16 protein-coding genes are annotated in these 22107 nt (G+C 73.2%); 4 read left to right on the top strand and 12 right to left on the bottom strand.

The window, feature by feature from the left end; all coding sequences use genetic code 11:
- Window positions 1–82 precede the first annotated feature (82 nt).
- A complete protein-coding gene (locus ABD832_RS25235) occupies window positions 83–1225 on the top strand; it encodes an FAD-dependent monooxygenase (RefSeq protein WP_344899611.1) in 1143 nt (380 codons plus the stop codon).
- Window positions 1226–1312: 87 nt separating this feature from the next.
- On the opposite strand, the gene ABD832_RS25230 is transcribed toward ABD832_RS25235, so the two are convergent.
- The 6 genes from ABD832_RS25230 to ABD832_RS25205 all read right to left on the bottom strand — a co-directional run bounded on the left by ABD832_RS25230 (window position 1313) and on the right by ABD832_RS25205 (window position 8102).
- The gene (locus tag ABD832_RS25230; protein ID WP_344899609.1) at window positions 1313–2455 is read right to left on the bottom strand and encodes an SPFH domain-containing protein; all 1143 of its coding nucleotides are present in this window, start codon (window positions 2453–2455) and stop codon (window positions 1313–1315) included.
- Between the two features lie 3 nt (window positions 2456–2458).
- Entirely contained in the window at window positions 2459–2893 is a 435-nt protein-coding gene (locus ABD832_RS25225; protein WP_344899607.1) for an NfeD family protein, read from the bottom strand.
- A gap of 161 nt (window positions 2894–3054) precedes the next feature.
- The gene (gene fahA, locus ABD832_RS25220) at window positions 3055–4191 is read right to left on the bottom strand and encodes a fumarylacetoacetase (RefSeq protein ID WP_344899605.1); all 1137 of its coding nucleotides are present in this window, start codon (window positions 4189–4191) and stop codon (window positions 3055–3057) included.
- Entirely contained in the window at window positions 4191–5099 is a 909-nt protein-coding gene (locus tag ABD832_RS25215) for a hypothetical protein (RefSeq protein ID WP_344899603.1), read from the bottom strand. The genes fahA and ABD832_RS25215 overlap by 1 nt, the downstream gene beginning before the upstream one ends.
- Window positions 5100–5253: 154 nt before the next feature.
- On the bottom strand, window positions 5254–6423 hold the full coding sequence (locus ABD832_RS25210; RefSeq protein WP_344899601.1) for a homogentisate 1,2-dioxygenase: 1170 nt from the start codon (window positions 6421–6423) through the stop codon (window positions 5254–5256).
- 266 nt (window positions 6424–6689) lie between these two features.
- Window positions 6690–8102 (bottom strand): amidase, encoded by a 1413-nt coding sequence (locus ABD832_RS25205; RefSeq protein ID WP_344899599.1) that lies wholly within the window; start codon window positions 8100–8102, stop codon window positions 6690–6692.
- A gap of 270 nt (window positions 8103–8372) precedes the next feature.
- Here ABD832_RS25205 and ABD832_RS25200 point away from each other — a divergent pair, with 270 nt between their 5' ends.
- Complete coding sequence (locus ABD832_RS25200) at window positions 8373–11477, top strand: helix-turn-helix transcriptional regulator (RefSeq protein WP_344899597.1); 3105 nt, start codon at window positions 8373–8375, stop codon at window positions 11475–11477.
- Between the two features lie 95 nt (window positions 11478–11572).
- Here the strand turns inward: ABD832_RS25200 and ABD832_RS25195 are convergent, their stop codons facing one another.
- Together ABD832_RS25195 and ABD832_RS25190 are read right to left on the bottom strand one after the other, a co-directional pair.
- Window positions 11573–12100 (bottom strand): GNAT family N-acetyltransferase, encoded by a 528-nt coding sequence (locus ABD832_RS25195; RefSeq protein WP_344899595.1) that lies wholly within the window; start codon window positions 12098–12100, stop codon window positions 11573–11575.
- Window positions 12101–12231: 131 nt separating this feature from the next.
- On the bottom strand, window positions 12232–12864 hold the full coding sequence (locus tag ABD832_RS25190) for an IclR family transcriptional regulator (protein ID WP_344899593.1): 633 nt from the start codon (window positions 12862–12864) through the stop codon (window positions 12232–12234).
- Between the two features lie 304 nt (window positions 12865–13168).
- Between ABD832_RS25190 and ABD832_RS25185 the strand changes: the two genes are divergently transcribed.
- Complete coding sequence (locus tag ABD832_RS25185; RefSeq protein ID WP_344899591.1) at window positions 13169–14521, top strand: hypothetical protein; 1353 nt, start codon at window positions 13169–13171, stop codon at window positions 14519–14521.
- An 18-nt stretch (window positions 14522–14539) separates the two neighbouring features.
- Here the strand turns inward: ABD832_RS25185 and ABD832_RS25180 are convergent, their stop codons facing one another.
- From ABD832_RS25180 to ABD832_RS25165, 4 genes are all read right to left on the bottom strand, one after another.
- Complete coding sequence (locus ABD832_RS25180; RefSeq protein ID WP_344899589.1) at window positions 14540–16063, bottom strand: tRNA ligase subunit PheS family protein; 1524 nt, start codon at window positions 16061–16063, stop codon at window positions 14540–14542.
- Window positions 16064–16921: 858 nt separating this feature from the next.
- Window positions 16922–17137: an EF-hand domain-containing protein gene (locus tag ABD832_RS25175; RefSeq protein WP_344899587.1), complete on the bottom strand. Its 216-nt coding sequence runs from the start codon at window positions 17135–17137 to the stop codon at window positions 16922–16924.
- 203 nt (window positions 17138–17340) lie between these two features.
- Complete coding sequence (gene secD, locus ABD832_RS25170; protein ID WP_344899585.1) at window positions 17341–19617, bottom strand: protein translocase subunit SecD; 2277 nt, start codon at window positions 19615–19617, stop codon at window positions 17341–17343.
- Window positions 19618–19820: 203 nt separating this feature from the next.
- Window positions 19821–20204, bottom strand: a complete 384-nt coding sequence (locus ABD832_RS25165) for a hypothetical protein (RefSeq protein ID WP_344899583.1) — start codon at window positions 20202–20204, stop codon at window positions 19821–19823.
- A 143-nt stretch (window positions 20205–20347) separates the two neighbouring features.
- On the opposite strand from ABD832_RS25165, the gene ABD832_RS25160 reads away from it, so the two are divergent.
- Window positions 20348–22006 carry an alpha-amylase family protein gene (locus tag ABD832_RS25160; RefSeq protein ID WP_344899581.1) on the top strand — a complete coding sequence of 553 codons (1659 nt, stop codon included), beginning with the start codon at window positions 20348–20350 and terminating at the stop codon, window positions 22004–22006.
- The last annotated feature ends 101 nt before the right edge of the window (window positions 22007–22107 follow it).

The raw sequence follows: 22107 nt of genomic DNA, 5'->3' as shown, positions 1-22107 counted from the left end.
AGTACAGGAAGCTTCTCGGGCCACTTGGGAAGCCTCTGTGTACGATGTACATTCAGCCGTGTACACCGTATCTGGAGGATTCATGAAGACCGTGCTCATCTCCGGCGCGTGCGTCGCCGGACCCGCACTGGCGTACTGGCTGCACCGGGGCGGCTTCACCCCGACCGTCGTCGAGCGGGCACCCGCCCCGCGCACGGGCGGCCAGGCCGTCGACATCCGGGGGGTGGCCCTGGAGGTCGCCGAGCGGATGGGCATCGGGGCCCGGGTGCGTGAGGCCCGTACCCGCATGCGCGGCATGTCCGTGCTCGACCGCGACGGCAACGAGCTGTTCCGCTCCACCGAGGCGACCTTCAGCTCCGGACGGCTCGACGGTGACGACGTGGAACTGCTGCGCGAGGACCTCACCCTGCTGCTCCACGAGCGCACCCGCCACGACGTGGAGTACGTCTTCGACGACTCCGTCACCTCCCTGCAGGAGGACGAGGACGGCGTCCGGGTCACCTTCGAGCGCGGGCCGGCGCGCACCTTCGACCTGGTGGTCGGCGCCGACGGGCTGCACTCGAACGTGCGCCGGCTGGCCTTCGGCGCGGAGGAGCGCTTCCTCCACCACCTCGGCACCTACCTGGCGATCTACGGCACGGACAACTTCCTGGGCCTTGAGGACTGGCAGATCTGGTTCAGGGAGGGCGACGCCGGCTGCGGCCTTTACCCGGTACGCGGCAACACCGAGCTGAGGATCACCCTGGGCTTCGGGGCCGAGCCGTTCGCGATCGACCACCGCGACGCCGAGGGCCTCAGGAGGCTCGTCGCCGAACGGTTCGAGGGCCTGGGCTGGGAGGTCCCGGCGATGATCGAGCGCATGTGGCCGGCGTCCGACTTCTACTTCGACGCGATGGCGCAGGTCCGCATGGAGCGCTGGTCGGCCGGCAGGGTGGTGCTGCTCGGCGACGCCGGTTACTGCGCCTCACCGCTGTCCGGCCAGGGCACCAGCCTGGCCCTGGTCGGCGCCTACGTGCTCGCCGCCGAGCTCGGCTCGGCCGCGGGCGACCACCGTGCCGCGTTCGCCCGCTACGAGGAGCGCATGCGTCCGTTCGTCGAGCTCAACCAGGCCCTCGCCCTGGAGAACCCCGGCGGCCCGGCCGCCGAGGAGTCGATCGACCGGGCCAAGAACGCGATCACGCTCGACGACCCGCTTCCGCTTCCGGTGGGCCAGGCCGCCGGGTAGGTCCGGCGGGTGGCCCCGCGGGCGGGGCCTCCCGACGGGAGGGCGACCGGGCCGGGCCCTTCCTCCCCGGAAGCGGGGAGGGCGGGGTCACGGGGTGGGGGTGTGCCGCTCCTTCTGGGCGACGGGGTGCTCCTGACGTTCCTCCCGGCCGCCCGTGAGGCCGTCAGGGAGGCCTTCGGGGAGACCGTTCGTGAGGCCGTCACCGGGCAGGCGCGAGGGGCCGGCGCTGAGCTGGCGCGGGCCCAGGTCGGCCTCGGCCGCCTCGGCGACCGCGTCGGCCGCGGCCTGCTCGGCCAGCTTGCGCTCCGCGGCCGCGGCCTCGTTGACCCTGGGGGCCTCGCGGGTGGCCGACGACTGCGGCAGCGCCTCGGTGAACGCCTTGGAGACGCCCTGGATGGCGGAGGTGACCTCGCTGGGGATCACCCAGAACGTGTTGTTCGGGCCCTTGGCGAGCTCGGGCAGGACCTGGAGGTATTGGTAGGCCAGCAGCTTGGGGTCGGGGTCGTTGCGGTGCACCGCCTGGAAGACCTCGTCGATGGCCTGCGACTGGCCCTCGGCCTTGAGGATCGCGGCGCTCCGGTCACCCTCGGCCCGCAGGATCGCGCTCTGCTTGTCACCCTCGGCGGTGAGGATCTGCGACTGCCGCTGGCCCTCGGCGTTGAGGATCGCGGCGCGCTTGTCCCGCTCGGCGCGCATCTGCTTCTCCATCGCCTCCTTGATGCTCTTGGGCGGGTCGATGGCCTTGATCTCCACCCGGTTGACCCGGATGCCCCACTTGCCGGTCGCCTCGTCGAGCACGCCGCGCAGCTGGCTGTTGATCGTGTCACGCGAGGTCAGCGTCATCTCCAGGTCCAGCGAGCCGACCACGTTGCGCAGCGTGGTGACCGTGAGCTGCTCCACGGCCTGGATGTAGTTGGCGATCTCGTACGCCGCCGCACGCGGGTCGGTGACCTGGAAGTACAGAACGGTGTCGATCTCGACGACGAGGTTGTCCTCGGTGATCACCGGCTGGGGCTTGAAGGAGACGACCTGCTCACGCAGGTCGATCATCGGATAGACCCGGTCGATGTACGGGATCACGAAGTTCAGACCCGGCCCGAGGGTGCTGTGGTAGCGGCCGAGCCGTTCCACGTTGCGGGCCCGCGCCTGCGGGACGATGCGCACCGAACGGATCACGGTGAAGACCGCCAACAGGACGACGAGGAGTCCGGCTATGAGTAGAGCGTCCATGTGTCACTCCCGGGGATACACGAGCGCGGTCGCGCCCTCGATCTCGATCACGTCGACGGTCGCGCCGGCGGGGATCACCAGGGTCTCGTCGTAGGCCCTGGCCGACCACTCCTCACCGCCGATCCGCACCCGGCCGTCCCGGCCGGTCACCTCGCGGAGAACGTAGGCGGTCTTGCCCACGAGCGCCTGGATCCCGAACCGCTCCCCCCGGGGCCGCTGGGCCAGGTGCCGCTTGGCGATGGGCCGCACCACGGTCACCCCCGCGCCCAGGGCGATCGTGAAGGCCACCAGCTGGAGCGGCACCGGCAGCCCGAGGACGGCGGCGATGGAGCCGAAGAGGGCGGCGCCTCCGAGCAGGCCGAGGGCGGTGGTCAGGGTGAAGATCTCGGCGATCCCCAGAACGACGGCCACGATCAGCCAGATGACCCAGTAATCCATGCTCCGGCCCTCCTACTCGTACAACGGGACGGATGTCCGGGAGGTTCCTTCTCCACCGTATGTCTTCGTACGAATACTGTCAGGGGCCGCCTTTGTCCGGCCGCCGATGAGACGGCCGGGAAAGGCGTCAGGAAAAGGGGCCGGGAAAGACGTCCGGGGGCCTACCGCGCGGGCTCGATCCTCCCCGAGACCTCGCCCAGGGAGATCACGGCGCCGCCCGGCCCGGGAGCCGTGGCGGTGATCGTGACGACGTCCCCGTCCTCCAGGAAGCTCCGCGTCGAGCCGTCGGGGAGCTTGAACGGCTCGGTCCCGTTCCAGCTCAGCTCGATCAGCGAGCCACGTTCGGTCTGCTCGGCGCCGGAGACCGTGCCGCTGGCGTAGAGGTCGCCGGTACGCAGGGACGCGCCGTTGACGGTCATGTGGGCGAGCATCTGGTCGGGCGTCCAGTACATGTCCCGGTACGGCGGCCGGGAGACCACCTCGCCGTTCACCGCGACCTCCAGCCGCACGTCCAGCCCCCACGGATCCTGCCTGCTCAGGTAGGCGGGCGGCTCCGGGTCCTGGCTCCGTCCCTCGACGCGGGCCTCGGACAGGGCCGCGAGCGGGGTGACCCACGGGGAGACCGAGGTGGCGAAGGACTTGCCGAGGAAGGGGCCGAGGGGGACGTACTCCCAGGCCTGGATGTCGCGAGCGCTCCAGTCGTTCACCAGCGTCACGCCGAACACGTGGTCCTCGAACCGCCCGGCCCGCTCTCCCAGGGCCGTCGGGACGCCCACCACGAACCCCAGCTCCGCCTCGATGTCCAGCTTGGCGGACGGGCCGAAGACCCCGGCGCCGCGCTGCCCGACCGGCCGGACGATCGGGGTGCCGGAGGGGACGACCGTCCCGGCCCTGCCGTGGTAGCCGACCGGCAGGTGCCGCCAGTTGGGCATCAGCGGCTCGCCGTCCGGGCGGAACATCCGGCCCAGGTTGGAGGCGTGCTCCAGCGAGCAGTAGAAGTCGACGTAGTCGGCCACCTCGAACGGCAGGTGCAGGGTGACCTGGTCCAGCGGGACGAGGTGCCCCTCGGTCACCGCGCGGTCGGTGCTCAGCTTGTTCTGGATCAGCGTCCGGGTGGCCCGCCACGCGGCCGGGCCCCTGGACATGAAGGCGTTGAGCGAGCCGGTGGCGAACACCTCGTCGTGCAGGGCCTCGGCGAGGTCGAGAACGTGGTCGCCGTACCGGACGCCGACCCGGGGGGTCTGCCCCTCCTGGCGGGAGAAGACTCCGTAGGGCAGGTTCTCCGGACCCCAAGACATCACGCGATCTCCTCTGCTGTGTCGAACGTCGTACCGGGCACGGGGCCGGGGCCGGTCCCGGGGGAGGGCGGGCGGTGCGCGATCAGGCCCAGGGCGACCAGGTCGTCGATCGGGGTGCCCGTGCTGCACGACCCGTAGGAGACCAGCAGCTCCCGGGCGCGCGTGGCGACCTCCTCGGGCACGGCCTGGGCCGTCCGCACCAGCCCGCCGACGTCGGTCAGCTTCAGCACGGCCACCGGGTCGCGCCCCTGTACGGCCGCGCACACCGCGAGGACCAGGTTGAGGAAGCCGTGCCGGTCCACGCCCAGCGCGGGATCGAAGTGGCGGACCGCGTTGTGCAGCCCCGCCGTCGCCTTGAACGGCACGCCGTGCTCGGCGCAGTGCGCGATCAGGGCCCCCAGGTCCTCGGCGCGCGGGAAGGCGTCGGCGGCCGGTCCACCGCAGCGGACCTTCAGGCCGGGCCCGGAGGCGTCGCGCGGCAGGTTCGCCGGGTCGCCGGGGACGACCTCGACGAAGAGCCGGGCTCCGGCGGGCATCCGGCCGGCCAGCCGATCGGCCACGTCCCCGGGCGTCTCGCCCGGTCCCTGCCGTACCTCGACCAGCTCCACGGCGAGGTCGCCCAGCGGGGGGAGGTCGGGCACGTCCAGGATCAGGCCGAGCCGGATCGGGAAGGTCACCCGCTCCCGGAACTCGTCCAGGCGGCCGGCCGGGCAGAGGAACCGGTGGGTGAGCACCGGATCGCCGCCCGCCAGGTCGTTCCTGTGCCGTTCCAGCGCCTCGGACATCGGCAGTGCGGTCGGCGGGAAGAGCCCGGCGTCGTCGACGAGCCCGCGGAACAGGGGTGGGGTCCCGGCGCCCGTTCCCGTCCCCGTGGCCCCGCCGGCGTGCGTGCTCGCGTCTGCGCTCATGGCCTGTCCCTACCCAGCCGCGGGCGCGTGACCGTGCCCGCGGGTGTGACCGTGCTCGCGTTCGTCACGGTGCTCGCGGGTGTCACCGTGCTCGTGTTCACCGCCGGGCCGGTGCCGGTCGACGGGCCCCCGCTCGTACGGGGGCCCGCGTCCGTCACCGGGCCCATGTCCACGCGTAGCCGGGGTCCTCCACCGACAGCCCGGCCGGGCCCAGGTCGAGGGGGCGGAAGGTGTCGACCATCACGGCCAGCTCGGTCGTCTCCGTGTGCCCCTGCCGTACCGCCTCGATGACCGCCTCGACGGCACCCGGCTGCGGGCCGTGGGTGAACCCGGCGGGGTGCAGCGAGACCGAGCCGACGTCGATGCCCGAGCCCCGGCGCGCGGTGTAGTCGCCGCCCGCGTAGAACATCAGCTCGTCGGAGTCGACGTTGTGGTGGTTGTACGGGATCGGGATCGCGTCCGGGTGGAAGTCGAGCGGCCGGGGGCAGAACGAGCAGATCACGAAGTTCGGGCCCTCGAAGGTCTGGTGCACCGGCGGCGGGGCGTGGGTGCGCTTCACGATCGGCTCGAAGTCGTTGATGTTGAACGCGTACGGGTAGAGGCAGCCGTCCCAGCCGACCACGTCGAACGGGTGCTCGCGGTAGACCAGCCGGGTGAGGCCGCCGCGCGTGCGGACCAGCACCGGCACCTCCTCGCCCTCGACGACCAGCGGCTCCTGCGGGGTCCGCAGGTCGCGCTCGCAGTAGGGGGCGTGCTCCAGGAACTGACCGTACTTCGACAGGTAGCGCTTGGGGGGCCGGATGTGCCCGGACGCCTCGACGGTGAACGCGGTGACCCGGCCCTGCGGCACCCACCGGTGGATCGTCCCGGTGGGGACGACCACGTAGTCACCTTCCCCGGCCTCGATCACCCCGTACGTCGACTCGAACCTGACCCGCCCGCTCGCGATGTAGACGCACTCGTCGCCCATGGAGTTGCGGTAGAGGCCGCTGGCGACGTCGGTGGCGGCGTACGAGAGGCGGACGTCGGCGTTGCCCGCGAGCAGGCCGCGGCCGGTGACCAGGTCGCCCCCGTCGGGAAGGTCCTGGGTGCGCAGGTGGCGCGGGGAGAGCGGCAGGTTGGGCACCAGCCTGCCGGTCTCGTCGGGCGCGACGGCCTCGGCCTTGATGATCGCCGTGGGGAGGTGGCGGTGGTACAGCAGCGACGAGTCGCTGGAGAACCCCTCCTCACCCATCAGCTCCTCCGCGTACAGCCCGCCGTCGGGCCGCCGGAACTGCACGTGCCGCTTGCGGGGGATCTCTCCCACGACCCGGTAGTACGGCATCCGCTTCTCCCGCTCTGTCCGCTTATCGGACGCATACGTCCTCTATACGTACAACGATCGGTCAGGGCGGGAGAGATGTCAAACATGCCGGTAGGGGCCGTACCCGGGGGTGGACGCCCTCCCGGGACGTCCCGGTTTCTTAGGCCGGAGTCCCGGGCCGTCCCGGTTCCTCAGGCCCGAGTTCTGGGACGTCCCGGGCCGTCAGGTGGTGCGTCCCCGGCCGTCGGGCCGGGAAACCGGTTCCGTCGGGCGGGGACGCCGGTTCGTCAGGACGGGAGGGCGGGGGTCCGGTGCCTCCAGGGCATGGCCTCCTCCAGGTGGGAGGCCATGCGGAGCAGCAGGTCCTCGCGGCCGTAGGCGGCGACGAGCTGCACCCCGATCGGCAGCCCGCCCGTGCTCCGGCCCAGCGGCAGGCTGATCGCGGGCTGGCCCGAGATGTTGAACAGCGCGGTGAACGGGCCGTAGTCGAACATCGACTCCAGCCAGCTCGTCACGGTGTGCTCGGGGTCGTCGTAGCGCAGGGTGCCGTGCGGCGCGGGCAGCCGCCCCAGGGTGGGGGTGACCAGGACGTCGTGTCCGGTGAAGAACGCCCCCACCGACCGGCTCAGCCGGTTGTGCGTGTCGAAGGCGGCCATCAGGCGGCCGATGCCCAGCTCCTTCGCCTCCTCGAAGGCCCGCAGGGTGACGGCCTCCACCGTGGCCGAGTCCGGTGGCCGCAGGGCCGTGAGCAGGGGAGCGGCGACGGCGAGGACCGCGGTCGGCACCATGGCGCGCAGCACGGTCTCCCCGTCGACGGCCGGACCCGCCTCGGTGACGACGTGCCCGGCCTTCTCCAGGACCCGGCCCACCTCGACGGCCGCCGCTGCCACCTCGGGGTCCACCGCCGTACCCGACCAGGACCGCGAGGTCACGGCCACCCGCAGCACCCCCGGGTCGGCGCCGAGCTCGTCGGCGTACCGGCGTACGGGAGGCGGCGCGGTGTACTTGTCGCCGACGCCCGGCCCGTGGACGGCGTCCAGCAGGTGGGCGGTGTCGCGGACCGTCCGGGTCAGCGCGAACTCGCAGGCGAGCCCGAACAGCGCCTCACCCAGGTCGGGACCGCACGGGGTCCTGCCCCGGCTCGGCTTGAGGCCGACCAGCCCGCAGCAGGAGGCGGGGATCCTGAGGGAACCGGCGCCGTCGCTGCCGTGCGCGACGGGAACCGCCCCGGCCGCGACCATGGCGGCGGCACCGCCGCTCGACCCGCCCACACCCCGTTCCGGGTCCCAGGGGTTGAGGGTGGGCCCGTACCTGACCGACTCGGTGGAGAAACTGATCAGCATCTCCGGCACGGTGGTCATGCCCAGGGTGACCAGCCCTGCGGCGCGGAACCGCGCCATCATGTCGGTGTCGTGGTCGGCGACGATCCCCGGGATGCTCCGGCTCCCGCAGCAGAACGGCACCCCTTCCGCCACCGGCCCGTTGTCCTTGATCAGGAACGGAACCCCGGCGAGCGGGCCGTCGGCGGAGTGCGAGAGCGCTTCCTCGAACACCGGCAGCGCCAGGCCGTTCACCCGCGCGTCCGCCTCCCGCAGCGCCCGTCTGGCGACCGCCTCGACCTCGGCGGCGGTCACCTCCCCCGCCCTGATCAGGTCACGCAGTCCGACGGCGTCATGGCGGGCGTACTCGTGCAGCTCCATGGGTCTTCTCCTCCGTCTCCGAGGGCCGGGCGTTCACCCGGCCGGTAGGACGAGCGTCGGCCCGACGGGGGCCGGGGACATCAGGGGCAGTACTGAAAGGCGGTACCGATTCCGTGGTGACCGGTGTCCGTCGTGACCTGTGTCCGTGGGGATCGGCGTTCACCGCGATCGGTGTCCGTCGTGGACGGTTGACGGTGGGCGGCTCCGGGCGGTGGTCGGTCCCGGACATATGGGCAGGTGTTCCGCGTCCCGTGCTGGCAGACTCGAAGGGTGGACATCCGCCGTACCCCGGACGCCTTCGTCGGGCGCGAGCGCGAGACGGCGGTGCTGCGCGAGCGGATCACGGCCGCCCGCGAGGGCCGGGGCGGGGTCGTCCTGGTCTCCGGGCCGGCCGGGATCGGCAAGTCGCGCCTGGTGGAGGAGGCCGTCGCGGACGAGGCCGCGGTGGTGTGGGGCCGCTGCCCGGCGGGGGAGGGCGTCCCGCCGCTCTGGCCGTGGCTGCGCGTCACCGCCCGGCTGTCCGTCCTCACTCCCGCGGTGGGTTCCTTCGCTCTCGCGGACGGGGCCTTCGCGTCCGCCGTGGACGGGTTCGAGTCCGCCTCGGCGCGCTTCCGGATGCTCACGACGCTCACCGACGTTCTCACCGAGGCCGCGCGGGACGCCGGAGGGCTCGTCGTGGTCGTCGAGGACCTGCACGACGCCGACGAGGCGTCACTGGCCATGCTCGGTCACGTCGCCTTCGAGGCCGCGGACGCGCACCTGCTCGTCATCGCCACCTACCGGGACGTCGCGCTCGGGCGGGACGGCGGGTTCGCCGCGACCGTCGCCGAGGCCGCCCGCAGCCGCGCGGCACGGACGATCGCGCTCGGGCCGCTGGCGGTACGGGACGTCGCGCGCTATCTCGCGGTCCTGCCCGGTGGCGCCGGGCTGGCCGGGGCGGTGCACGAGCGCACCGGCGGGTCACCGCTCCTGGTGTCGGCGATGGCGCGTGCACTGGCGGAGACCGGCGCGGGAGACGATCCCGGAGGTGATTCCACAGGAGGTCCCGGAGGCGGTCCCGGAGGTGATTCCGCAGGAGGTGCCGGAGACGATTCCGGAGACGGTTCCTCCGGGGGGAGGCCCGGGGAGGGGTCCGGAGGCGATTCCGCGGGCCGGGACGGCGGGGGACGTCTTCCCGGGTTGCCTCCGGCGGATCTGCGCCTCCTCGTCGCGAAGATGCTCGGCGGGCTGGAACCGGCGGTGCGGGACACGGCGAGCGTGGCGGCGGTGCTCGGCGAGGACCTCGACCCGGTGCTGCTCTCCGACGTCGGGGGCCTGCCGGTCGCCGAGGTCTCCGGTTATCTCGACGCGCTCGCCGGCGCGGGCCTCGTCGTCCCGACGGGTCAGGCGCCGCCCCGGTACCGGTTTGCCCACGCCCTGATCCGTGAGGGCGTCGTCGCGGGGTCGGCGCCGGTCGTCCCGGAGCTGCACCGCAGGGCCGCCGAGTCGCTGCACCGGCGGATCGGCGCGGATCCCGTCCATGCCGCCCGTATCGCGGCCCACTGGCGGCAGGCCGGGGAGGACCCCGAGACGCTGCGGGCCGCGGTGCGCTGGACGCGGACCGCCGCCGCGCACGCGCTGCGGTCACTGGCCCCGGAGGAGGCGGCCCGGCTGCTCCGTCGGGCGCTGGAGTCGCTCGGCCGCGCCGGGGTCGGGCAGGGCGAGCCGGCGGAGCTGCTCGTCGAGCTCGCGATCGCCGAACGGTACGCGGGGCGGATGGCGCACAGCGTCCGGTACTGCGACCGGGCGGCGGACGCCGCGCAGGCCGCCGGTCGTCCCGACCTGCTCACCGCCGCCGCGCTCGTCATCTGCGGGATCGGAGACCCGGCGATCGCGACGAGGACGGCCGCGCTCTGCGACCGGGCGCTGTCCGCCCTCGACGCCGCGTCCGAGCCCAAGCCCGGTCCCGGTCCCAGGACGGTGAGAAGTCGTGACGCGGCCGGTTCGCAGGAGGCCGTTGGGGAGACGGCCGGGAACCGTGACGCGGTCGTCCTGCCGGTGAACGTCGCCCGTGCGCGCCTGCTCGCGCGCAAGGCGTGCCTGGTGACCGAGACAGGCCGCACCCCGGGTGCCGTACGGGAGTCGCGGGAGGCGCTGCGTCTGGCGGAGGAGTGCGGCGATCCGGTCGCGTTGCTGGACGCCGGACGGGCCCGGGTCGCGGTCCTCGACCGGCCGGGGGACGTGGCCGAACGCCTGCGGATGGGCGAGCTCGCCATCCGGACCGGGACACGAGACGGCAGGCCCATGGCCGCCGTACGCGGTCATGTCTGGCGCGTCGACGCGGGTTACCAGCTCGCCGACCTCGCGGCGGTCGACGACGAGATCACCCGGCTCGGCGAGCTGGCCTCGGCCACGCGGCTGCCGGTGGCCCGCTGGTACCACCTGCGCGTGTCGGCGGCGCGTTCGGCCCTGTCGGGCCGGTTCGACCGCGCGCGCTCGGCGTCGGCCGAGGCCGGGGAGATCGCCGCCAGGATGGGCGACCCCCTCGCCCGCGTCACCACCGACGTCTTCGCGCAGCTCATGGCGCTCCTGCGCGGTGACCGCGGCGACCTGCCCGCCGGGTATCGGGAGACCTTCGCGGCGCTGCCGCCGATCCCGGTCGTCGAGGCCGCCCACACCCTCTGCCTGTACCTGGACGGGAACCACGAGGAGGCGTTCGCCCGGTACGAGCACCTGCGGCCGCTGCTGCGCGATCCCGTGCCCGGGGTGGGCGGGATGGGACTGCTGCAGCACCTGACCGAGCTCGCCGAGGCGTTCGACGACGCCGAGGCCGCCGGGTGGGCGTACGCCCGGTGGCTGCCCTGGGCGGGGGCGGGCGGGCTTCCCGGCAACGCGCACACCTTCTGCGGCGGCTCCTGCGCGCGCCCGCTCGGCCGGATGGCCGCGGTGACGGGACGGCTCGACGAGGCCGCGGACACGCTGCGGGCCGCCGCCGAGATCGACATCAGGCTCGACGCCCGGCCCTGGCTCGTCCACACCTGGCTCGCGCTCGCCGGCGTGCTGCTGCGCCGGGGGACGCCCGGGGACCGGGCCGAGGCGACGGCCCTGGCCGTCCGGGCCGCGGCCGAGGCCCGGCGGCTCGGCATGCCGGGACCGCTCGACCGCGCCGACCGGCTGCTCGTCACCCTGGAGGCCGGACGCCGCACCGGCGACCCGCTCACCGCCAGGGAACGCGAGGTGGCCGGGCTGGTCGCGCAGGCGCTGTCGAACCGGAGGATCGCCGAACGGCTGGTGCTCAGCGAGCGCACCGTCGAGAGTCACGTGCGCAGCATCCTGGCCAAACTCGGCCTCGCCAACCGGACGGAACTCGTCGCCCACCTGCTCGCCGACCGGTGAACGGGACCCGGCGACCGGACGGAGCTCGCCGCCACCCGCTCGACCTGCTCGCCGACCGGTGAACGGGACCCGGCGGCCGGTCTCCGGCGCGCGCGTCAGCGGGTCCGGCGGTAGCGGGTCATCGGGCCGAGCAGGCCGGGGATCGTCTCGAAGGGGGTCATGCCGAGGCGTTCGGCGACGGCGACGGACGCGGCGTTGCCCTCGTCGACCTCGGCCAGCACCTCGGGCAGGCCCAGGGTGTCCAGCGCGTGCTCGACCACGGCCCGCGCCGCCTCGGTCGCGTAGCCGTACCCCCAGGCGGACGGTGCCAGGCTGTAGACCACCTCGACCCCGACCCCCTCCAGGGACCGCAGGCCCGCCGTCCCGAGCAGCTCGGCCCCCTGCGACTCGGCTCCCTGCTCGATCCCCTCACGTTTCCGGACGGTCCACACGCCGTACCCCGACGCGGCGAAGTCCTGCTCGCTCGTCTCGACGATCTCCGCGATCTCCGCCGCGGACAGGACGTCCCCGTCGAACAGGAACCGTCGTACCTCAGGGGAGGTCCAGTGCGCGCGCAGTTCGTCCAGGTCACGGGCGCGCACCGGCCGCAGTACCAGCCGGCCGGTCGTCAGGACGTGGTTCATCCGCACCCTCCAGGACGGTCACAGAGTCCGACCTCACGGTAACGATCACAGATCGGCCCGGCACCCCGTTTTCCCCGTGGCACCCGCACCGGTGTTCTCAAAGCAGCGGTGTCCTCAGGCCTGCGGTGTTCTCAGGTCAGTGAGCCGGACAGCTCGGCCGCCGCGACGGCGACGCGGGGGCCGACGACGTCGGGGTCCAGGGCGGTGAAGGCGACCACGCCCACCGACGCCTCCAGCCAGGGCAGGCCGGGCACGGGGGCGGCGACACCCCGCGCTCCCTCCTGGAGCTGTCCCTCGGAGGCCAGGTAGCCGGTGCGGCCCTCGCGCAGGGCGAGAATGGCCAGCCCGGCGGCACCCCGGGTGAGCGGGTGGCGCGACCCCTCGCGGTAGGCGACGTGCATGTTCGTCCAGGAGGGCTCGACCACCGCGACCGCCAGGCCCTCGTCGCCCTCGGCCACCGTCAGGTGCGCGGTCGCCCCGACCTCCTCGGCGAGCTTGCGCAGGGTGGGCAGGGCGTCCTCGCGCAGCAGCGGTTGCACCGCGCGGGCCAGGACCAGGACGCCGAAGCCCAGGTGGACCCGGCCGCCGCCGTCCCTGCGGACGAAGCCCTCGTTCTGCAGGGTGGTGAGCAGCCGGTACACCGCCGGGCGGCTGAGCCCCAGCTCCGTGGCCAGCTCCGTGGGGGTACGGCCCCGTCGGCCGTCGGCGAGCAGCCGCAGCAGCCGCAGGCCGCGCTCCAGGGTCTGCGAGGACTCGGCCGCCATCTAGGACGCCCGCCGGGCTGGAACCATGCCCCGATTATCGCCGTGATCTTGTCATACCGGTAATGACCGGTGACCGGGAACGTGCAGGGCTTTGCAAGAATCCCGGCACGTTCCAGGGACGGCGTGCGACGCGCTGGGGTTATGACCCTTTCGGTATGTCGGGAACGTCGCGAGTCTGCCTGCGCGAATCCAACGGAAGGTTACGGCGGGCCGTCGATTTCCTGACCGGGGCTGTTGAGGTCAGGGTGATCTGGGTAAAGTGCGAATCGATCGTTTTGACGGTATTCACCGGGGAGTTTCGGATATGCGACCTACTCTGCGCCGGGCTCTCGCCGTCGGTGCCGCCCTCGCGCTCGTCGGTGTCATGACGCCGAGCGCGGCGTACTCGCAGGACGATCCCCGTGACTGTTCCGACCTGCTGGGTGCCGACGCCCCGGCGTTCATGGTCTGCACCTGGCTGGCCAAGCCCGAGGAGGCCCTCGGTGTGGCGCTGTTCTGGGGGAGTGACGACGCGGCCCACCTGAAGGAGGCCACCCCCTCGGACGGCAAGTTCATCGACTGCTCGGCCTCCGGTTCCTTCTGCCCGGCGCCGGGCGAGGACTCCGTCGAGGGCGACGAGAACTCCCCCCTGCCCGGCGGCGAGGACGGCGGCACGCCCGAGTGCGAGGCCGGCGGACAGTGCTCGGTCGACGGGCACGGCGAGGGCGGCGACGGTACGGACAACGGGTCCGAGAACACCGGTGCCACCACCCCCGTCGGCACCCCCACCCCGACGCCGTCCGCGGCACCCGCGTCCGCGTTCGCGCAGGACCCCGCCGCAGCGACGGCGGCCGCGCAGAGCCCCGCAGGCCAGGCGATCACCGCCGCGAAGGACGTACGGCTGAGGGTCTGGATCGACACCGAGCTGGCCGATGACTGGAAGGCGGGCACCGCGGCCTTCACCGCCGCGGTCAAGCGCATCGGCGCGCTCGCCGCACGCCCCGAGGTGGCGGGCATCCGGTTCACCTCCCAGCTCGGCTACAACACCACGTTCGGCACGGAGGCCGACGTCACCGCGTTCGTCACCGCCGCCTCCGACGCCCTGCGCCAGGTCGCGCCGGGCAAGCGGCTGGGCGTCCACACGGTCGTGCCCGAGCTGGCCTGCGGCGCGAACGACGCCTGCAAGGCCGAGATGCGCAAGCGCCACCCGCTGCTCGCCCCCGAGAAGGTCGAGTCGCACCTGATCGCGGGCCGCGTCGACCAGCTCTCCCTGGACAGCGGCCTGCTGTACGGCGGCTACGCCACCTGGAAGATCGACGCCGACCAGGCCCACCGCAACCAGTGGATCCAGGTACGCGCCCGCTCGTGGGACGTGCTGGCCCAGGTCGCCGCCGAGGAGACCGGCCTCGTCGGCCAGGTCAGCGACGCCCAGATCGCCACCCGTCTCGGGACGCCCGTCAAGGACGGCGGCGCCCAGCAGGTGAACGTCTGGACCCGGGTGAAGAACGCCGAGGGCGTCGTGAACCGGCTGACCGCCTGGGAGCAGCTGAAGAAGCTCACCCCGATCCAGCGCCGCCTGGCGGCCGTCTACAACCCGGCCGCCCCCGAGAAGGACGTGGCCGCCGACCTCAAGCGGCTCTCCGAGATCGTCGGGCAGGTCTACCTCACCACCACCTGACAGGCCGTCACCGCTGCGTCATCCGCACCGGCCGTCGGTGAGGCGTTCCATCGCGGTGAGGTCGAGCTCCATCGCGCTCGTTCCCGCGGGCAGGCCGAGTGCCCGGACCGTACCGGCGCGCAGCTCGCCCGCGTGGCCCAGCACGATCCCGTCGGCGAGCAGCTCCAGGCAGCGTCCGGTCAGCCAGGGCGCGTACGCGGCGGGGCGGGTGACCAGGCCCGCTCCCATGACGTGGGCGGCCGTGCGCGCGGCGTCGACCGCGCGGGCCCACGACGACTCACCGGTCAGGGCGACGGCGAGGTTACGGGGCTGGGCGGGGACGGCGGCGTCCAGCGCGGCGAGCTGGTCGTCGGTGGGGCGCCGGCCCGTCGGCGGGACGGGCGGCGGGCCGGTGCCCGGCAGGGACGTGAAGACCGTTCCCTGCTCGAAGAGCGCGGGGTCGCGGTTCCCCCGGTTGAGGTTGAGGGCCAGCGCGGCCAGTAACCCGGGAAGGAGCGTGGTGCGCAGCGACCGCTCGCGCGGGTCGATCGGATTCGCGAGCACGGGCGCGGCGCGGCGCGGATCGTCGGGCGCCAGGTCGAAGGCGTCCCACGCGGCGTCGCAGACGAACGGGAGACGCGGTGTCTCGACATATCCGGCGTCCGCGAGGGCGTGACCGATCCGCCGCTCAAGGCTCCGCGACCGGGGGAGCCCGTCACGTGCCCCCCTGCCCGGCACCCCTCTCGCGCCGAGACCGCCGCGCGTCAGGGGAATGGTCTCCATCTCCGGTACGGCCCGCGCGGCCGGTACGGCCGCCGAGACGGGCGTGGCCCGCGGGCCCGGCGTCGTCCGCACGCCCGGAGCGCTCCGCGGGCGGGGTCGGTGCCGCGGTGTGCCCGAGGGCGGGGGATCGTCCGCCCGCAGGCCGTCCATCCGCAGCAGGGGCCGGACGTCGCCGTCGACGAGGTCGCGCACGTCCCGCAGCCCGTGCCGGAGCATCAGCGTGCGCTCGACGCCCAGGCCGAAGGCGAACGCGCCGTACCGGTGCGGGTCGATGCCGCAGGCGGCCAGCACCCGGTGGTGGACCGGGCCGCACCGCCCCCATCGCGCCCATCCCGTGCCGCCGCACGTCCCGCACGGGCCCGCACCGGTCCCGTCGTACGTCCCCGCGGCCGGGTCCCCGGGGGGTGCGGTGCCGTGGCAGGCCGGGCACTCCACCTCCACCTCCACGTCCGCCTCCGCCGGTGGCCCGGCGCGCACCGGCCGCCGGGGACGGAGCCGGATCGCCGTGCCTCCTCCGAACACCGAGGCGGCGAAGTGGTCGAGGGTCTTCCTCAGATCGACCGCGGTGAGGCCCAGGTCGACGGCGACGCCCCCGACCTCGTGGAACACCGGGCCGTGGACGGTGCCGGCCGCCTCCGGCCGGAACAGGCGGCCCGCGCAGACCGCGCGGAGCGGTGGGGGAGTGGCGAGCATCGCCCGTACCCGCAGCGACGCGCTGCAGGAGCGCAGCACCAGCCCCGACCCGCGCCGGTGCCCGTCGGGGTCCGTGGGATCCCGCACGCGCAGGACCCGGCCGTCCGGGCCGTCCGGGCCCCCAGGGCCACCGGGGTCGTCCGGGTCGCCGGGAGGTGCGGGGCGAGCGGCGGGAACGGGGGGGGCCGGGAGGGGCGGTGGTCGTGAGGAGATCGGCTGCCCCGGGCGGCCCGAGGGCGTCGGCGGAGACGAGGGTGAACCATTCCGCCTCGATCTCGGGCCCCTCGGTGACGCGGTATCCGAGATCGAGCAGGACGTCGGTCATCTGCTCGGCCATGACGGTCACCGGATGCCGGGCCCCGCGCGACCCGTGCGGCAGGCCCCCGGACCGGCCGCTGGATGCTCTCCTCATCGACTGCTGGGCCTTCTTCCCCTGTGAGTGCGCCGCCGTGCCCGCCCGGCATGGCCGGGTCCGGACGCGGGCGGTCCCCGGTGTGGTCGGGCGGAGAGCGGCCGGATCACCTTCCGGCCGGAATCCGGCGGGACACGGCGAAGACGCGGATCGCGGCGCGGCGGACGGCCCGGGGTGCGAGACCCGGAACCGCCTCCGGAGCAGGCCGGGACCGCCCCTGTGGAGCGTTCGCGGCACACATCCCCCGTCACACCGGGTGCTGATGTGACTACCCAAAGTTATTGTCCGGTGAACGGAGAGTCAACTTTCCGTCATGACGGCGGCGCCGACGCTCCCGGGCTCCTCGGCCCCGGGGCCGCCATGATCATCGGGAACGACCGGCCGGACTCCCGTTTCCGGCAGGGCCGGGTCTCGTTCGGCCGTACGCACCCGTGGACATGGTGACGGACCCGGCCCGGACGTCCGGGCCGGGTCCACCGGGTCCGCCGGGGCCTTTTCGGGTCCGCAGGGGCCGTCGGGATCGGGCGGGAGGCTCAGCCCGCCCGGTGCCGGCTGAGGTAGCCGGCGAACTCCTCCAGGGAGATCAGGCCGTCACCGTTCAGATCGATCTTCGCGACGGCCGCCGCGGCCGCCTCCGGGGTGATCGGCTCGCCGAGCACCTCCATGAGGCGGGTCAGCTCGGGGACCGAGATGAGGCCGTCACCATCGACATCGACGATCTGGAACGTTGTCGCGTAGTCGTCCGCCACGAGTGCATCCGCCTTCCGGCAGCAGGAAAATCAGACGTCACGCACACTAGCGGGATCCACGCGACCCACCGGCCGCAGGCCGGAGGTTTCTCCCACCCGAGGCACGATCACCGCACGCGACCGGCCACGAGGGGAACCCCAGGTCCACCCGTGACCGGCCACGAGGAACGCCAGGCCCGGACCGGTCACGAGCGGAGAGCCCGTCAGACCACCGCGCCCGACCCCTCACGCGGGCGGGCCAGCCTGCGGCCCTTGGGCCGGGGAGGCGTACCCGGCTTGCGGCGCTCCAGCTCGATCGCCAGCGGGCCCGCGACCAGTGCCGAGGAGAGCGTGCCGACGACGATCCCGATCAGCAGCGCCACCGCGAAGTCGGTCAGCGAGTCGCCGCCGAGCACCGCCAGCGCGGCCAGGATGAACAGCGCGCCCAGCCCGGTGTTGACCGTGCGGGGCACGGTCTGCAGGATCGCGGTGTTGACCACCTCGCCGAACGGCGCCTTCGGCCGCGCCCCCCACAGCTCGCGGACCCGGTCGAAGACCACGACCTTGTCGTTGACCGAGTAACCGACCACGGTGAGCATCGCGGCCAGGAACACCCCGTCGATCGGCTTTCCCAGCCACGCGAACGCGCCGATCACCACGGCCACGTCGGCGACCAGCGCCAGCACCGTCGCCAGGCCGAACGTCCAGCGGAACCGGAAGGCGAGATAGCCCAGCTGCGCCAGGAGCGCCACCCCCAGCGCGATCAGCGCGTTGCGGCGCAGTTCCTCTCCCAGGCTCGGCCCGATGAGCTCGTCACGCTCCTTGACGACCTGGGCGCCCTCGCTCTCCAGCGCGTTCTCGATCCTCACCACCTCGGGGGGGCTGATCTGGCCGGTCCGCACCGAGATGCCGTCATCGGAGGACTGCACCACCGCGTTGGGGAAACCGGCCCGGCCGACCAGCTCGCGGGCGGCGTCGGCGGTCATCGGGGTGCTCGTCGTGTACTCCACGAGCCGGCCGCCGGTGAACTCCACGCCGAAGTCGAGCCCGCGTACCGCGATCCCGGCCATGGAGACCGCCACCAGCACGCCGGCCACCGCGTAGTACACGGCGCGGCGGCCCATCAGGTCGGGCCGGTGCGTGTTCAGCCAGGTGCGGACGCGTCCGATGCCGGACAGGCCGGTGATGCCGGGCCGGGCGGTCACGGCGGGCAGGCTCACCGCCCACTGGGCCAGGACGCGCGTGATGACCATGGCCGTGATCAGCGAGGCGATCACGCCGATGCTCAGCGTGACACCGAAACCGCGTACCGGCCCCGATGCCAGCACGAACAGCAGCCCCGCGGCGAGCAGGGTGGTGATGTTGGAGTCGGCCACCGCGCTCCACGCGTTGCGGAACCCCTTCTCCAGCGCGCTCCGCAGCACCGGCTCGGCCGCGTACTCCTCGCGGGCCCGTTCGAAGACCAGCACGTTGGCGTCCACCGCCATGCCGATGGCGAGCACGAAACCCGCGAGTCCCGGCAGGGTGAGCGTCGCGCCCAGCCCCACCAGCGCCGCGTACGAGATGAGGGCGTAGCAGGCCAGCGCGGCGGCGGCGATGAGACCCACCAGGCGGTACGTCACGATGATGAACAGCGCGGTGAGCACGATGCCGATGACCGCGGCCTGTCCGCTGGCCGCGATCGCGGCGGAGCCGAGCGTCGGGCCGACGGTCCGCTGCTCGATGATCTCCACGGGCACCGGCAGCGAACCGCCCTTGATCAGCAGGGCCAGGTCGCCGGCCTCCTCGGCGGTGAAGTCGCCGGTGATCTGGGTGGAACCACCGGGCAGGCCGACGTTGCAGGCCACGTCCTCGTTCACCTGCGGCGAGACGATGACCTTGTCGTCGAGCACGATGGCGACCCTGCGCTTGGGGTCGCCCGGCTGGGCGCAGGCGGCCTCGCCGGTCAGTTTCGCCCACGCGGCACGGCCGCTGTCGCGGAAGTCGACGGTGACGAACCAGGCGGTGCCCTGCTGCGGGTCGATCCCGGCCGCGGCGTCGCCGACGCCGTCGCCGGTCAGGGCCGCGGGCCCGATCTGCACCGGAAGGCCGCGGTCGTCGGGCAGGATCTGCTCGCCCTTGCCCGGCTTGGTCCCGGACGCCGGGTCGGGGGCGGCGAGCACGGGATGGAAGGTGAGCTGCGCGGTCTTGCCGATGACCTCGGCGGCCTTGGTCGGGTCCTGCACGCCGGGCAGTTCCACGATGATGCGCCGCTCGCCGGAGCGGGCCAGCGGCGCGTCCGCCACGCCCAGGGCGTCGGCCCGGCGGCGGAGCACCTCAAGGGTGCGGTCGGTGGCCGCGGCGTCGGCCTTGACGGTCGGTGAGTCCCTGGTCTCCAGGACGAGCTGGGTGCCGCCGCGCAGGTCGAGACCGAGGCGCGGCGACATGCTGAGGGCGATGAAGAGCGAGGCGGCGATGACGGCGAGCGCGGTCACCGCGCGTACCACCGGGGCACGCGACATGGGAGCCTCCACAGGCTTGGACGTCGGGGACGGCTTCGCGGACGGCTGTCGAGCACGGCTCGGGGACGTCCTGGGAACGTCACCGGGCACGGTCCGGGCGCGGATCGGGTCCGGTCCGGGCGCGAATCCGGGTACGGCTTCGGGGGCGACTTCCGGTACGACTTCCGGTACGGCGAAGGCACCCCGGGCGACGCCGGGGTGTCTCAGCTCGTCGCTGTGGAGGCGGGTGGTGCGCGGCCCGGCCTGACGAGCAGGGCCGCGAGCGAGCGGGTGCCCTGGTCACCGGCCGGGCGGGAGCCCGTCCGGGCCGGGACGGAGGGATGCCATGGATCGGCCGGTGGAGCCGCGGACGGGGTGCCGCTCCCGCCGCCCAGGCCGATCCCGAGCCCGGCCAGGGCGGTGACGAGGGCTCCGCGGCCGGTGTCGGAGACCGGGCGGGAGAGGGAACGGTGGTCACCGGAGAGGTGGGAGGCGGTGGGCTGCCGCGACGGGGCGGCGACGGCACCTCCCGCTCCACCGGAGACGAGCAGCGGCAGCAGCAGTGCGAGCAGCCAGCCCAGGGGCGCGCCGCGCCGTGGCTGTCGCATGATCCCTCCCGGCCGTCCCGTCCACGGTAACCGGTCGGCGGACCGCCGTGGCGCGGTTCCTCCTCCGACCCGCCAGGGGTGATCATCGAGCCTCACCCAGGGGCTGGGCTCATAAACGCCTCAGCCTGGGGTAGTGCAGACCTATGCGACTGACCTACACGGCCGATCTCTGGTGGAAGAACGCCGTCGTCTACTGTCTGGACGTCGAGACGTACAAGGACGGGAACGGTGACGGCATCGGGGACTTCCGGGGCCTGACCCAGCAGATCGATCATCTCGACCGGCTGGGGGTGACCTGTATCTGGCTGATGCCGTTCTTCCCCAGCCCGAGCCGTGACGACGGCTACGACATCAGCGACTTCTACTCGGTCGACCCGCGCCTGGGCACCCTGGGTGACTTCGTGGAGTTCATGCGCACCGCCAGGGACCGCGGCATGCGGGTGATCGCCGACCTGGTGGTCAACCACACCTCCGACGAGCACCCCTGGTTCAAGGAGGCCCGCGCGAGCAAGAAATCGGCCAAGCGCGACTGGTACATCTGGCAGGACGAGCCCGGCCCCGTCGACCCCAAGGCGATCGTCTTCCCCGACAAGGAGGACAGCCTCTGGGAGCTGGACAAGAAGACCGGCCAGTACTACTACCACAGCTTCTACAAGTTCCAGCCCGACCTGAACACCGGCAACCCCGAGGTCCGCGACGAGATCGCCCGCGTTCTCGGCTTCTGGATGGAGCTCGGCCTGTCCGGCTTCCGGGTGGACGCGGTGCCGTTCCTGATCGAGGGCATCGGCGGCGACCCGCACGAGTTCCTCGCCGACCTGCGGGCCTTCATGAACCGCCGCGACGGCTCCTCGATCCTGCTGGGCGAGGTGAACCTGCCCTACCCGGACCTGATGAAGTTCTTCGGCGACGCCGGCAACGGCGACGAGATCACCATGTGCTTCGACTTCATCGCCATGCAGCGGTTCCACCTGGCGATGGCCCGCGAGAACCCGGAGATCCTCGCCGACGCCCTGCGCGACCGGCCCAAGCCGCCCGACGACTCCCAATGGGCGATGTTCGTCCGCAACCACGACGAGCTGACGCTGGACAAGCTGACCGAGGCGCAGAAGCAGGAGGTCTTCGACGCCTTCGGCCCGGACAAGGACATGCAGGTCTACGACCGGGGACTGCGCCGCAGGCTGCCGCCGATGCTCGGCGGCGACATGCGCCGGCTCAAGCTCGCCTACAGCGTGCTGTTCTCGCTGCCGGGCACGCCGGTGCTCTTCTACGGCGAGGAGATCGGCCTGGGCGAGAACCTGGAGGCCGAGGGGCGGATGGCGGTCCGCATCCCCATGCAGTGGTCGTCCCGCGGTGGTTTCTCACCGGACCCGAAGACGCGGGTGCCCTCTCCCACCGGTGACTTCGGCCCGCAGAACGTCAACGTCGAGGACCAGCGCCGCGACCCCGACTCCATGCTCCGCTGGGTCATGCTGCTGATCGAGCGCTACCGCGAGTCGCCCGAGCTGGCCTGGGGCGAGTACACCATCCTGGACGCGGGGGACACGGCCGTGCTGGCCCACCGGGCCGACGCCGAGGGCGGCACCGTGGTCGCCGTCCACAACTTCGCCGGTCGCAAGGCGGAGGTGGAGCTCGTGCTGGAGGGGCTCGACGACTTCGAGGTCCTGGTGGACCTGCTGGTCGACGGCGTGGTCGACCTGCCCGCCGACGGCAAGGTGACGTTCACCCTGGAGCCGTACGGGACGCGCTGGTTCCGCGCCTCCGTCCGGGACGCGGCCCCGGACCAGACCTCGGCCAAGAGCTGACGCTCCCCGCCCCCGGCCGCACGGCCTCGGCCGCACGGTCGTCGACCATGCGGCCGTTGGCCGCACGACCGTAGGACCGCGCGACCCCTGACCGCCCGGCC

Source organism: Streptosporangium longisporum (assembly GCF_039534895.1).
GTDB lineage: Bacteria > Actinomycetota > Actinomycetes > Streptosporangiales > Streptosporangiaceae > Streptosporangium > Streptosporangium longisporum.
Note: the sequence above shows the minus strand (reverse complement) of the source record. Positions and strands in the feature narration are given on the sequence as shown.